Below are 13,310 nucleotides of genomic sequence, written 5' to 3' on the forward strand. Positions count from 1 at the left end.
GGCTAGAGCGTGTCTGAAAATTTCAATTTACTTAATTATACCAGAGTAAATAGAAAAAATGAAGCGCTGTATATTTATACTATGAATAAACATTGCGTTCCGAGCTGTAACCTTGTTAGTATAAAAGACTTTGTCTACAGTATGAACAATTCCGGCAGCCCGGAACTGTTCAGCCGGCTATGACCTGATTTCCACACCACCGCTCCGCGCCCCCTTGACTTTTCATTAAGAAATGATATACTAAAAAACAGGTTTGTCAATACCGTTAACGCGAAGACAGGACGAGTAAGGTGAGCAACCATACAGAGAGAAAGACATTTGCTGAGAGTCATTTCATGGGACATCATCCGAAAACCACCCTGGAGCGGCTTTAATACAGCCCGGCCGACACCGTTACCGTCTAATGAGTGGCACTTGCAAAAAGGGTGGAACCGCGGTATCAAAGTCTATCGTCCCTGAACAGTTTTCAGATTGTTCAGGGGCTTTATTTTTTAAGGAGGAGAAAACAAATGAAAGTTACACTGAAAGATGGATCTGTAAAAGAATACCAGGAAAGCAAATCCGTCATTGATATTGCTTTTGATATCAGTGAGGGGCTGGCAAGAGCGGCATGCGCAGGAGAAGTGGACGGAGAGGTCGTTGACCTCAGAACAGTCATTGAAAATGACTGCACTTTGAATATCCTGACCGCCCGTGATGAGGCAGGGCTCCGGGTTGTACGCCACACCTGCTCCCACGTACTGGCCGAGGCCGTAAAAAATCTATATCCGGATGCAAAGCTGGCAATCGGGCCCGCAATCGACACGGGATATTATTATGATTTTGACTCTGCGCCGTTCTCTCGGGAAGATCTGGATAAAATAGAAAAAGAAATGAAGAAGATCATTAAAAAGGGCGCCAAATTGGAGCGTTTTACACTTCCAAGAGAAGAAGCCATCTCTTTTATGGAAGAAAAAGGTGAGCCGTATAAGGCAGAGCTGATCCGTGATCTCCCGGAAGATTCCATCATCTCATTTTACAGACAGGGAGAATTTGTGGATCTGTGTGCAGGCCCGCACCTGATGAGCACAAAGGGAATCAAAGCATTTAAACTGACTTCCTCTTCCGGCGCATACTGGAGAGGCGACTCCAATAAAGCCATGCTGCAGAGGATCTATGGAAGTGCTTTTGCCACAAAGGACGAGCTGAACGAGTACCTTCAGTACCTGGAGGAAGTGAAAAAACGCGATCACAACAAGCTGGGCCGCGAGATGGAGCTGTTTACCACAGTGGATGTCATCGGCCAGGGACTCCCCCTGCTGATGCCAAAGGGCGCTAAAATTATCCAGACACTCCAGAGATGGATAGAGGATGAGGAGGATAATAACTGGGGCTATATCCGCACAAAGACTCCGTTGATGGCCAAAAGCGACCTGTACCAGATTTCCGGTCATTGGGACCACTATAAAGACGGCATGTTCGTGCTTGGAGACGAGGAGAAGGATAAGGAAGTCTTTGCTCTGAGACCCATGACCTGCCCGTTCCAGTACTATGTATACAAAGCGAGCCAGAAGTCCTACCGCGATCTTCCGCTCCGCTACAGTGAGACCTCGACCCTGTTTCGCAACGAGGAGTCCGGGGAGATGCACGGCCTGACCCGTGTCCGCCAGTTCACAATCTCCGAGGGACACCTGATCGTCCGCCCGGACCAGATGGTAGAAGAATTTAAAGGCTGCCTGGCTCTGGCTAAAAAATGCCTGACCACCCTGGGCCTTCAGGATGACGTCACTTACCACCTGTCCAAATGGGATCCGAATAACACGGAAAAATACATTGGGGATGCAGAAGTCTGGGAAGAAACCGAGGGCCACATCCGCAATATACTAACCGAGTTGGACGTACCATTCGTGGAGGATGAGGGCGAGGCCGCATTCTATGGCCCCAAAGTCGATATTAATGCAAAAAATGTATACGGCAAGGAAGACACCATGATCACAATCCAGTGGGATGCGCTGCTTGCCGAACAGTTTGATATGTACTACATTGACCAGAACGGCGATAAAGTACGCCCCTATATCATCCACAGAACCTCCATCGGCTGCTACGAAAGGACCCTCGCCTGGCTGATCGAAAAATATGCCGGCATGTTCCCCACCTGGCTGTGCCCAGAACAGGTACGTATCCTCCCTGTTTCCGATAAATACCTGGATTATGCAGGCAAAGTGGAGAAGGAACTGAAGGCTAATCATATCCTCGCCACGGTGGACGGCCGCTCCGAAAAGATCGGATACAAAATCCGCGAAGCAAGGCTTGCCAAGATCCCTTATATGCTGATTGTCGGGGAAAAAGAAGAAGCGGAAGGCACCGTATCCGTAAGAAGCCGTTTCCTTGGAGATGAAGGTGCGAAAGGCCTTCCGGAATTTATCGACGCAGTCTGCCGGGAAATAAGAACAAAAGAAATCCGTAAAATTGAAGTACAGGAACAGAAATAGCTGCTGTTTGAAATACGCCGGAAACTTGCATAAACGATACGTTTTTGCAGGCTGCCGGCGTTTCTTTTATGCCCGTAAGTTGGTAGAAAAAATATCTCTCACCGCATTCCGTATATTCCGAACAGAGGTATTAGACAGCAGGAGTAAAAGTTCCGGCTTACCTGAACTATTACGGGCAGGAAACAATGCTATAAACTACAGACTATTTATATAGTAGGAGCTCAAAGTAACAGATCATTCAAACACATAATTTTACTGCCTTTACTCTCATAATAGCGCAGCATTTCGTCGATTTTTCTTTTATCATAGCTGGTAATACAATCCGAAAGTACGGAAACGCCGTAATTTGCTTTGCATAAGTTGTAGCAGGTCGATTTCACGCAGGCAGCAGCATCTGCACCTGCTATGTAGAAATCACATATTTCATTTTTGCTGATAAAGTCTGCAAACTCTTCACTGGTCAATGCGTTTCCTTTATATTTTGTAAAAATATTATTTGATACTATTTTCAAGTCTGAAGCTAATTCCGCCCCGTGTGTATTGGGTTTGAAAGTCCTCGTGCCTGCTGATAGATTTTCATGCCTGATATAAACCACATGAATATTATGATTGTCTGCCCAATCGACAGCTTTATTGATATTGTCTATAATATCTTTGTAATTTTTTGTGATGTCATTTTGAATATCTATTACTACTAAGGCTTTGTTCTGCATTTTGTCTCCTCCTACAGGTAAATTGTTTTGTTTGCTTTTTTATAATAATAGTTTAATAGATTTTCGATTATCTCTTTAGAAGTTCTTAAATGCCGGTATAGCCCGTAACTTCGGGCTTTTCCGGCGTTTTTCATATCGGAAGAACCTCACAAATACTTTTATAACCCCTTGTGTTTTCACGGTCAAAAGTAGTAGAAGAAGTAGTAAAATACCTGTCTACTACTAAGCGGCAGCTTCGGTTTTCTCCGTGTTTACCACTTTGATTTCCGTCTTGGCTTCCAGTCTGTCCATTTCCTCCTGTGCGGAATGGAATGTGGCGTGGGCGTAATAGTTCAGCGTCATAATGATGTTGGAATGGCCCATGATATATTGTAGTGCTTTTGGGTTCATTCCCGCATTTGCCATTCTGGTGCAGAACGTGTGCCGCATGGTGTGGGGCGTCATTACTGACGGCAACGGCTCCTTGTGACACTTGTTAAACTTCTTGGCAAGACACTTAAACATGGCGTCATAATGTACCGCTACTTTCGGCAGGCCGTCCCGGTTCAGGAATAGGAAATTACTATACCCATCCACCTGTATTGCCTTGCCGCCCCTGCGGTTCTTCAACACGCGCTGGAACGCCTCATAAGCTGCTGCGCTCATTGGCACTTGACGAAATCCGCTGTCTGTCTTGGGCGTTTCGATATAGTAGCCGTCCTCCGTGCTTCTCAAAAGCTGGTGGTCTACATGGATAAAACGCTTTTCAAAATTCAGATCAGCAGGGGTCAGGCCGCAGAGTTCAGAAATCCGAAGTCCTGTTTCCAGCAGGATAACCACCTCGTCATAATACTTGGAATAGATGGTATCATCCTGTATGAATTTCAGGAGTTCTTTTTCCTGTGCGGGGGTCAGAGGAACCTTTGGCTCGGTGTCGTCGTTGATTACTTCATTGATCTGGAAGTCAAAGGGATTTTTGCGGAGGTAATCATCCTGAATCGCCATATAGAAGATGGCTTTCAGGGAACGCTTGCTATTGCAGATGGTCGTGTAAGCAACACCCTTTTCCTGCATACGCAAAGCCCATTCTTTCGCGTCGGACAGCTTCACGCTGTCAATGCTGGCCGCCCCCAGCTTATCTTCTTCTAAAAGTTTCATTAGCTGCTGGCGGCTCTTTTGGGTTCCCCGCTTCACATTTCCCCGCTGCCGGATGTACTTGGCATAAAGCTGGCAGACCGTCATTTTCTTGCCGATGGTGTCTATCCCGTCGTCAAGGTCTTTCTGTATCTGCTTGATTTTCTCGCGGAGTGAAATATCCGCCCGCTTCCCGGCAGGGATTTTGTCTGTGGGTACTAACTTCCATGAGTAAACAAACTTCTGTTCCCCAAAGGTGTCCGTATATTTGTAAGCGTATCTTCCGTCTGGTCGCTGGCTCTCTCCAGATTTCAAAAGGCGGCCCTTGCTGTCCCGTCTTTTTACATCTCGTTCCTGTTTTGGCATTTCGTCATGCTCCTTTCCATGACGGAAAGAGCCTTGACACGCTCTAAGGATATTATAGCATAGTCAAGGCTCTTTTTCACTAGATTGTGTCCAGAGAATCAATGATTTTTTCAAACTTTTGCCGTTTGATCTGGATGCGGTTGCCGTTCAAAATCACCCAGCCAGCGAATGGGTTTTCCTCGGCAAGCCGCCGCAGCTTGTTTTCTCCAATGCGAAAATATTTCGACGCTTCCTCAATGGTAAGCGTATACTTTTCCCAAATAGGCACATCGTTATTACTCATAATGCGGCCCCCTTTCTGTTTAAAACAAAGGTTTCTTGTGAATGTGGGCAAAACACGGACGGCTGGCGGCCCAGCTCCACGGGACTTTCACCCCCGCGTGGTTTTCACGCGGCCCTACCCATTGCCTGCGACGCTTTTAACGCTCGGACTGTGGCTGTAAGGGAGTATCATTGTCCTGCCTACACGTCGTCGCCCATAAGCAGCCACGCTTATGTTGCGGCTGGGTGGTGATCGCTCCGCTGTTTTCGTAGAAATCAGCATCATGGCGCAACCGCCGTCCGGCTCGATGCAGACAGAATGTGTCCGTATGCCCTATGACGCACCGCCATTGTCCTGCGGGCGTATTTGTCAAGGTGCATCCATCAGCCACCAGGTCAGCGGAAATGCGGAAAGGGATGAGTAAAACATTTCCGTTCCCGTGGCCGGGCCGTTACTTCAAAGCAACGATGATGGAATGAATGAGCTTGAGTTCCAAACGGTGCTTCATATACTCGTCCACGCACACATAAGGGATGTCGCTGCTATCGTACAAGGTGCGGGTACAGAGCTTGTTTATGTAGCCCGCATAGTACCGCAGCACTTGTTCCATAGCCATTGCGTCCCCAGCGTGGGCAGCTTCCATCACCGAAAGGGGCAGAAGCTCTCTGCCGTTGAATGTGGGTTCCTTCATCCGCGTTTCCCTCCCTCTGGCATGAGCGCCATCAATTTCAAACGCAACTGTTTCAGGGTGCTTGTCCTGTGGCGCTGTACGGCGCTGCGGGACATTCCCATGAGGCTTGCGATTTCTCCGTCTGCCAAATCCAAAACACAGTGCAAAATCAAAATGCTTTGTTCCTGTTGTGGCAGGCTGGCGAATGCCTCGGCTACAAGCTCGTTGTCAATGGGCAAATCATATCCATGCGACGAAAAAACGTAGCTATCGCTGGGGTAATAATCTACCGTGGAGAGCTTTTCCAGTTCTTCCGGAGTCAGGCATTCAAACGACTTTTCACGGTCGCGCTGCCGTCCCATCTCACGCAGATAATCTTTGGCCTCATTGCGGAGTACCGCCTTGCAAAATGCGTCATAGCGGTGCCGTAGGATAAAGTCATTGCGGGGGATTGTATCCATCTTCTCACCCCCTTTCTGTGGGTGATTTTGGTGGTTATCTCCCTTTCCGCCAAAGTTACTTTTGAAAGGCCACCAGCTACCCGCTAAACGCCACTTTTTTAAACATTTTTTGAAAAAGTGTGGGGCCGGTGGTACGGGACGCAGGAAATAACAAAATTCGCCCGGAAGGGCATAAACCCTCCGGGCGAACATAAAAATAGTAAAATATTTTACTGCATGGTATAATGCATAGTTCCGGCCGCATTTCCGAATGGCCGGGGGATGGCTTTTTTTAACGGTACTACTCCCATTTCCGGTGGTCGCTCTCCCGTTCTACACATGACAGCTTCCTCCTAGAGCCGCCAATCACGCCAGTGTCAGGACGCCATTTCCAATAGAAGGCGAAGAAACGGCAGACTTGGTCTTGAACCGCCGAAGATTAAGGAATCCATTTTACGCGCAGGAAAGCCTCTGTCCCTGCAACGTTTTTTCTTTGCCTATTGGGCGGTGAAGCGTGTTTCGTGTGATTCACTTCCTATTGGTCGGCTGTTTCTTTTAACCGTTCAAAAGATTCCCTACTAATAACGTGTTCCAACCGACAGGCATCGGCTTCTGCAATTTTAGGATCAACGCCTGCGGCTATGAGCTGTTCCATGAAAAAGCAATGGCGCTCATAGATTTTTACGGCCACTTCTCGACCAATGTCTGTTAGATGCAGATAGTGTTCTTCATCCATTGTCAGAAAGCCGCCCTCACGCAAAATGCCTACTGCATGGCACACGCTGGGTTTTGACACCTCCATGTGCCGGGCTACATCTACGGAACGCACCATGCCTATTCTCTTATGCAGAACGAGGATAGCTTCCAAGTAGTCCTCCCCGGATGCATGAAGTTTCATCTCAGCCTCCTAGTACAAAAATTATACGGCCCAACTAAGGCTTTCCTGCTGAATATGAAATAACTTATGGTATAGACCGTTCTTCTTCATTAGTTCCTCATGAGTGCCTTGCTCAACCAACTTACCATTATCCAGGACAATGATCTGGTCAGTATCCACCACAGTGCGGAGCCGATGAGCAATCATAATAACCGTCTTACCCTCTACCAGTTTTGCAATAGCACGCTGAATCAAAACCTCGTTCTCTGGGTCAAGGGACGCTGTTGCCTCATCAAGCAGAATAATAGGTGCGTCCTTCAAAAGCGCGCGGGCAATGGAAATCCGCTGACGCTCACCACCGGAAAGAGTGCTGCCGTTCTCTCCAAGGACAGTCTGATAACCGTCTGGCAATCGCTGGATAAATTCGTCACAGTATGCCGCCTTTGCCGCCGCCATGACCTGCTCCTCGGTAGCGTTCATGTTGCCTACACGGATATTGTTAAAAACAGTATCATTGAACAGGGTCACATCCTGGAATACAAAGGACATACAGCGCATCAGGTGTTCCGGTTCAATGGTGCTGACATCTATGCCGCCAATGGTGATCTGGCCTTTTCTTACATCCCAAAAACGGGCGTTCAGTTTGGAAATCGTGCTTTTGCCGCTGCCGGAAGGCCCTACCAGAGCCGTTACGCTGCCAGCGGGAATAGAGAAAGACACATCCTTGATAACATCGTCCTGGTTATATCCGAAAGTGACATTTTTCAGTTCAATGTCATATTTGGATACATCCTTGTCCTCGCCCTCCATGGCGGGCGTGGTCAGCAGGGTACGCATACGGTTGGTAACAGTCCCCAAGTGAAACAGAGAGGTCAACTGCGAGAGAATGGCAAGGATCGGACCGTAAATTTGCGTAGAGAACATCAGTAGAACCAGTAAAGAAAGCAGTTCAATTTTACCGTTTGTTATCAGCACCGTTCCAATGAAAATAGTAATGCCAAGCCCTGCTTGCAGGATCAGGCTGGCTCCCTGAACCAGAATACCGGAGGCCAGTTCTACCTTGATGGCGATTTTTCTCATAGCCTGGAGTGCTTTATCCAACGCATCGAAGCGGGAACCGCCAAGACCACAGGATTTGATGATTTTGATACCTTCCAGGTATTCCTGAATCTGGCTAGACGCCTCCAGTTTCACATCCACCTGTTTGTCAAACAGACGAAGTTGTAGCTTGCGCCCGCACCAGATGATAAGGAATGTAACCGGCATTGTGCAGAAAATCGCAAGGGCCATTCTCCAGTCAAAAAATGCCAGACAAACGCAGGTCAGGGTAACAGAGATGATATTTGCAATCAGCGGCGGGATGGTACTGCTGAGCATGGATTCCATGCTGCTGCAATCCGCCATCATGTTGGTGGTAATATCGGACAAATCTTTTGTGTTAAAGAAGCTCATGGGGAGCTTGCGAAGATGCTCCGCGATCCGAAGTCTGGTCGTGCTGGCCTCCTTATAGGAAGCAATATAGGTTTTCCTATAATCGTTTTTCGCGGCCAGGAATACCAGAATAGCCGCCACCAGCCCCAGGCCCAGCAGCTTCCACAACGCGGCCCACGAAATTGCTTCTCCCGTAAACGGCTTTAACAGCTCCCAAAAGATCAGGCAGGCTACCATTGATGGGAGCAATAACGCGATATTGGTTATTGTGCAGGCCGTAATTGCTTTTTTCAGGTCGGAATAGCCTTTCTCCGACAGCATTAACTTTTCTTTCAGCTTACTCATAGATCACACCGCCTTTCCTGTGCCAATTTTCCAGTTGATCGACTCCGTATAGCTGCTCCACATCTGCGCGTATTTTCCGTCCTTCTTCAGCAGCTCGTCATGGGTGCCGGATTCAATCAGGCAGCCCTTTTCCATGACAAGTATCTGGTCAGCATTACGAATCGTGGACAGGCGATGGGCGATCATTACAACTGTTTTATTTTGGATCAGCTTTTCAAAGGCTTTTTGAATCAGGTACTCGTTCTCCGGGTCACTGAACGCAGTAGCCTCGTCCAGAACGATGATGGGCGCGTCTTTTACGATAGCCCTTGCAATGGCAATCCGCTGACGCTCACCACCGGAGAGATGGACGCCGGTACTGCCGATCACAGTCTGATAACCGTTTGGAAGCTGCTCAATAAAATCATGGCATCTTGCAGCCTTTGCCGCCGCAATCACCTGTTCTTCCGTGGCATCTGGATTTCCCATACGGATGTTATCCAGGATGCTCTGTTTGAACAGGAACGTATCCTGAAATACGAAGCTGACCTTATCCATCAGCGCATCCAGAGGAATATCCCGAATGTCAACGCCGCCGATCTGAATACTTCCGTCCGTCACATCATAAAACCGGGAGATTAGGCTGGCGATGGTACTTTTACCGCCACCGGAGGGGCCGACAATGGCTGTCACCTTGCCCTGATCCGCAAAGAAAGAAACATGAGACAGGGCCTTGACCTGGGAATCGGCTTCGTAGGAAAAGCTGACATCCCGGAAAGCAATCCCATAGTTTTCGATTGCTTGCGCCGTACTCTTTTCGGGCAGGGCCGGGATACGCAGGATTTCATCCATACGCTCCACGCTGCCGTCAATCTGCGTAAAGGACTCAGAGATATACATGATTTTATTCAGGACACCGGAAATCGCATGGACAATAATCAGGTAGAAAATAAATGTCAGCGAATACTCCCTGAAATCCGTAGTGTGCATCCCGATCAGAATGCCCACCGGAATCAAAAGCAGATAAATATTGTTGATGATCGTGGTAAAAGCAGGCATACAGTTCTGCCAGCCCAATGCGTACTCCAACACAAAAGAGGTATAGTCTGTAATGGATTTGCCCAACCGCTTAAAGGAATCGGCGGTCTGATTAAATGCTTTGATCTCCGACATACCACGTACATATTCCACAGAAGCGCTGTTCATGTTCTCCTGGGCGGTCTGAAAACGGTGCATTTTTTCCTTTGCTTCTCCGTTGAAGCCCGCAAACTGCACGATAAAGGCCAGAACAATACCGACCAGACAAACCACGCCATACCGCCAGTCAATTCCAAGAAGAATGATAACCAGAACAAGCGGCGCGACCAAAGAGGCCACAAAGTCCGGGAGCTGGTGAGCGATGAATTTCTCAACACTTTCAATGTTTTCATCCATGATCTTTCTCATTTTGCCGCTGCCCAGGGTCAGATGATACCCAAGGGGAATCTGCATGATGTGGTCGGCAAAGGCCACCTTCAATTCATAAAGCGTTCCAAACGCCGCAACGTGGGAACACAACAGGGCAAAAAAGTAAAATACGATGTTCCCCAAAATTCCAGCCAGGGCCAGCCATCCCCAGGTCGAGATTGCGGAAACATTCAAGAGCGACATATCCGGGTAAACAAACAGGATTTCCCGAATGATGTAGTAGATTGATAAGTACGGAACAAAAGAACAGATCGCAGCCAGCGCCGCCAAAAACCCTGCCAGGAACACCAACCCTTTATGGCCGGAAGCCAATTCCAGGCAGCGTGCCAGTCCGGTTTTCGCTATCGGCTGCTTCTTGTTTTGCTGTGCCATTTCTAACCCTCCTTTTTGTCATATCCAATTTTGTCTAAGAGAAGCTCTGCGCCTCTGATTTGAAAATCATCGGTAATGCAGCCGTTCTCCAGGCGTATTGCCCGCTCACAGCAGGCAAGCGCACACTCCGCGTCATGGGTAATGACGATAATGGTGCGCCCCATTTTCGCCAGCTTGCGGATCATCCGGCTGACATTCCGCATATTCGTACCGTCCAGCCCGCTTGTCGGTTCATCCAGTACGATAATCGGCGCTTCGTGCATTAGAGCCACGCCAAGAGCCAGCCGCTGCTTTTGCCCTCCTGACAGCGTAGAGGGATGCTGTTTGATGAATGGCGTCAGTTCCAGGGCCTCCAGGATTTCTTCCGCCGCTTGTTTCCGCTCCGGGTTGACTTCTGCGCCGGTAGTCAGTTCGTCAAGCAAATCCTCACCGAATAGCTGACTGTCTAAATCCTGGGGAATATACCAGACCTTTCCCAAGCGGCCTTTCGGTCTACAATGCTTTCCGAATAAAACGACTTCGCCGGATTTCTCTTTCAAAAGCCCTGCCAAGATTCGCCCTATGGTGCTTTTGCCCGTCCCGTTTGGGCCGATCAGGGCTATCGCTTCTCCCTTATGGCATTGAAAGTCAATATCCTTAGATACAATCGTTTCACCAAAAGAGTGGTTCAGTTTTTTCACTTCCAGAACAACCTCACTGGTTGCCGCAGACGGGATTTCCGTTTGCTCAATCTGATGCAGGTTAGGAGTTCGAAGCCCCAGCGCCTGGATTTCCTTATTAGTCAGAGCTTTCATCTGCTGTGCAGTAAATTCCCGCACAATTTTCCCTTTCTGGACACACAGGAAACGGTCTGCCAGATCCATCAGATAATAAAGCCGGTGTTCCGCTATAATGATGGTTTTTCCCTTCTTCTTCAAATCGTGAATAATATCTGCAAAGCGGTAGGTAGATGCAATATCCAGATTGGCAGACGGTTCATCCATGACATAGATTTCAGGATCAATCGCCTCTGCGGATGCAATCGCAACCTTCTGACGCATTCCATAGGACAGGCTGTGCAGGCTGTGATCCAAAATATCCTGAATCTTGATGTTCGCCGCTGCCCGGTGAACATGGTTCTGAATTTCTTCATGGGAATAACCGTAGTTCTCACAGCCAAAAGCAATCTCGCCTGCGACCTCATTGGCAAAAAACTGGCTCCTCGGGTCTTGAAATACATTTCCTGCGATTTTGCCGCGTTCCCAGGAAGGAATCTCTTTCAGCAGTTTTCCATCCACAAAAACCTCACCGCTTAATTCTCCCTCGTAAAAGTAGGGGATCAGGCCGTTAATTACTCTTGTCAAAGAGCTTTTCCCACTTCCCGATGGGCCGGTCATAACAATGACCTCCCCGGCGGCAATGTCTAATGATATATGTTCCAGTTGATTTCCGTTCCCGCCATAGGAAAAGGTCAGGTCACGGATCATAATTTCTTTTCCCATTCCATTCCTCCTATAAAAGACAGCAGCACACGGCAGCTCCCACGCTGACAACAATCAAAACGCAATCCAGCACAGCGATCCGGCTGACATAGTAGCTTTCTTTCTTGTAGGGGCTTTCAATTCCCCTGACTATGGCAGAAGCTGCTAACTCGTCCGCGATCTTTAAGGAGCGGAACACCATCGGAACAATGGCGTATTCCAACGTGTCCATTGGATGCCTCAAAACATTACCGACCGATTTTAAGAAGCCACGAATTTTCATGGCTTCCCTGACTTCTCCAAATTCATGCAGCACAGTCGGCGCAAAGCGGAGCATGACGATCAATACAAGCATGATATGGGTAGAAATCGGCATTCTTCTCAAGCTGGCCGTTAATTTCCCAGAGGGGATTTTAGCCAGAAGATAGGCAGGCATAGCCGGAAGCAAAAGTTTGTAAACCATGCTGAGCAACAGTGGAGATGGGACACTGATTTTATATTTCATTTCAATCAGTAGCCATACAAGTGCAACCATATAAATTGAAAAGCACCCAATCGCCTGACGAAACAAACCAAACCAGCACAGGATCAAACAAATCCAAAGGGTAAAAATTCCATGTCCTAAAAAACTTGTTGTAAGGAAAGTAACAAGACAAGCGCACAGCGTCAGGAAAAGAACTGTGCGCCCGTCAATTCGATCAATCCGTCTGCTTTTTGATACGGCCATCATCCTACAATGCCTGCCTTTTGGAAATGCTTTCTGAGCAGACGCTGGCCAAACAACGTGCCGAGGATTGCAAGAACCGCAGTAATAACAACGCCCAAAAGCATCAGCGCAGGAGACGTTACCATAGAGAGCTGCATATTTAAGGTGTTGGCATCAAAACCACTGTTTGCAGCCATTTCCTGATAACTGTCCCAGGACCACCACAACGGTACGGCACAACCTACAAAATTACCGATTGAGTTGACCATCCAGCCAATTCGGTTACGAACCGCACTTTGGTATGTATTCTTGCCAACCATGCACAGTTCGGCAACGAGAGCTACAATCAAGAAATAGGGAATCAAGAACATATAACCCATAACTCCTTGAATCACCCCATAAACCGCAGCCCATGCAAACAACAGTCCGTGTTTGTTGACGCGGTTTGCTGCAACCAGATAAAAGATTGCGCCGATAAATGCATCAATTCCGGCAGAGCCGTACAAATATACTACCGGAAAAGGCAATGTAACCATACCAATTATCATTGCAATAGCAAAATTGATGACCATCATTGCGGCAATCGTCATAATATCGCGAATGCCAAACTTTTTCTTCACCGTTTGTTCCATCTTTGA

The 13,310-nt window shown here is 48.0% G+C and carries 12 protein-coding genes; 1 reads left to right on the forward strand and 11 read right to left on the reverse strand.

Annotated features, from left to right (window positions below; translation table 11 throughout):
* Positions 1–509: 509 nt before the first annotated feature.
* Positions 510–2,471, forward strand: a complete 1,962-nt coding sequence (gene thrS / locus GKG43_RS01290; RefSeq protein WP_050640557.1) for a threonine--tRNA ligase — start codon at positions 510–512, stop codon at positions 2,469–2,471.
* A gap of 221 nt (positions 2,472–2,692) precedes the next feature.
* Here the strand turns inward: thrS and GKG43_RS01295 are convergent, their stop codons facing one another.
* From GKG43_RS01295 to GKG43_RS01350, 11 genes are all read right to left on the reverse strand, one after another.
* Positions 2,693–3,184 carry an isochorismatase family cysteine hydrolase gene (locus GKG43_RS01295; protein WP_050640558.1) on the reverse strand — a complete coding sequence of 164 codons (492 nt, stop codon included), beginning with the start codon at positions 3,182–3,184 and terminating at the stop codon, positions 2,693–2,695.
* A gap of 222 nt (positions 3,185–3,406) precedes the next feature.
* A complete protein-coding gene (locus tag GKG43_RS01300; RefSeq protein WP_003505062.1) occupies positions 3,407–4,663 on the reverse strand; it encodes a site-specific integrase in 1,257 nt (418 codons plus the stop codon).
* A gap of 79 nt (positions 4,664–4,742) precedes the next feature.
* Positions 4,743–4,946, reverse strand: coding sequence for an excisionase (locus GKG43_RS01305; RefSeq protein WP_129878395.1), 204 nt, complete (start codon positions 4,944–4,946; stop codon positions 4,743–4,745).
* Positions 4,947–5,376: 430 nt separating this feature from the next.
* Positions 5,377–5,616 carry a helix-turn-helix domain-containing protein gene (locus GKG43_RS01315; RefSeq protein WP_003505055.1) on the reverse strand — a complete coding sequence of 80 codons (240 nt, stop codon included), beginning with the start codon at positions 5,614–5,616 and terminating at the stop codon, positions 5,377–5,379.
* Entirely contained in the window at positions 5,613–6,056 is a 444-nt protein-coding gene (locus GKG43_RS01320; RefSeq protein WP_044911539.1) for a sigma-70 family RNA polymerase sigma factor, read from the reverse strand. The genes GKG43_RS01315 and GKG43_RS01320 overlap by 4 nt, the downstream gene beginning before the upstream one ends.
* Before the next feature lie 514 nt (positions 6,057–6,570).
* A complete protein-coding gene (locus tag GKG43_RS01325) occupies positions 6,571–6,933 on the reverse strand; it encodes a metal-dependent transcriptional regulator (protein ID WP_003505050.1) in 363 nt (120 codons plus the stop codon).
* Positions 6,934–6,954: 21 nt separating this feature from the next.
* Positions 6,955–8,688, reverse strand: coding sequence for an ABC transporter ATP-binding protein (locus GKG43_RS01330; RefSeq protein WP_003505048.1), 1,734 nt, complete (start codon positions 8,686–8,688; stop codon positions 6,955–6,957).
* Positions 8,689–8,691: 3 nt separating this feature from the next.
* Complete coding sequence (locus GKG43_RS01335) at positions 8,692–10,506, reverse strand: ABC transporter ATP-binding protein (protein ID WP_003505046.1); 1,815 nt, start codon at positions 10,504–10,506, stop codon at positions 8,692–8,694.
* Positions 10,507–10,508: 2 nt separating this feature from the next.
* On the reverse strand, positions 10,509–11,987 hold the full coding sequence (locus tag GKG43_RS01340) for an ABC transporter ATP-binding protein (protein WP_117441017.1): 1,479 nt from the start codon (positions 11,985–11,987) through the stop codon (positions 10,509–10,511).
* 10 nt (positions 11,988–11,997) lie between these two features.
* Positions 11,998–12,693 (reverse strand): energy-coupling factor transporter transmembrane component T, encoded by a 696-nt coding sequence (locus GKG43_RS01345; protein ID WP_330641620.1) that lies wholly within the window; start codon positions 12,691–12,693, stop codon positions 11,998–12,000.
* On the reverse strand, positions 12,693–13,304 hold the full coding sequence (locus GKG43_RS01350; RefSeq protein WP_003505039.1) for an MptD family putative ECF transporter S component: 612 nt from the start codon (positions 13,302–13,304) through the stop codon (positions 12,693–12,695). The genes GKG43_RS01345 and GKG43_RS01350 overlap by 1 nt, the downstream gene beginning before the upstream one ends.
* Positions 13,305–13,310 lie beyond the last annotated feature (6 nt).

The sequence above is a fragment of the Eubacterium sp. BIOML-A2 genome (genome assembly GCF_009680135.1).
GTDB classification, from domain to species: Bacteria; Bacillota; Clostridia; order Lachnospirales; family Lachnospiraceae; genus Faecalicatena; species Faecalicatena contortus_B.

Excerpts from the sequence above, each read along its gene's own strand:
- thrS (WP_050640557.1), top strand. The coding sequence starts at position 510 with ATGAAAGTTACACTGAAAGATGGATCTGTAAAAGAATACCAGGAAAGC.
- GKG43_RS01295 (WP_050640558.1), bottom strand. The coding sequence starts at position 3,184 with ATGCAGAACAAAGCCTTAGTAGTAATAGATATTCAAAATGACATCACA.
- GKG43_RS01300 (WP_003505062.1), bottom strand. The coding sequence starts at position 4,663 with ATGCCAAAACAGGAACGAGATGTAAAAAGACGGGACAGCAAGGGCCGC.
- GKG43_RS01305 (WP_129878395.1), bottom strand. The coding sequence starts at position 4,946 with ATGAGTAATAACGATGTGCCTATTTGGGAAAAGTATACGCTTACCATT.
- GKG43_RS01315 (WP_003505055.1), bottom strand. The coding sequence starts at position 5,616 with ATGAAGGAACCCACATTCAACGGCAGAGAGCTTCTGCCCCTTTCGGTG.
- GKG43_RS01320 (WP_044911539.1), bottom strand. The coding sequence starts at position 6,056 with ATGGATACAATCCCCCGCAATGACTTTATCCTACGGCACCGCTATGAC.
- GKG43_RS01325 (WP_003505050.1), bottom strand. The coding sequence starts at position 6,933 with ATGAAACTTCATGCATCCGGGGAGGACTACTTGGAAGCTATCCTCGTT.
- GKG43_RS01330 (WP_003505048.1), bottom strand. The coding sequence starts at position 8,688 with ATGAGTAAGCTGAAAGAAAAGTTAATGCTGTCGGAGAAAGGCTATTCC.
- GKG43_RS01335 (WP_003505046.1), bottom strand. The coding sequence starts at position 10,506 with ATGGCACAGCAAAACAAGAAGCAGCCGATAGCGAAAACCGGACTGGCA.
- GKG43_RS01340 (WP_117441017.1), bottom strand. The coding sequence starts at position 11,987 with ATGGGAAAAGAAATTATGATCCGTGACCTGACCTTTTCCTATGGCGGG.
- GKG43_RS01345 (WP_330641620.1), bottom strand. The coding sequence starts at position 12,693 with ATGGCCGTATCAAAAAGCAGACGGATTGATCGAATTGACGGGCGCACA.
- GKG43_RS01350 (WP_003505039.1), bottom strand. The coding sequence starts at position 13,304 with ATGGAACAAACGGTGAAGAAAAAGTTTGGCATTCGCGATATTATGACG.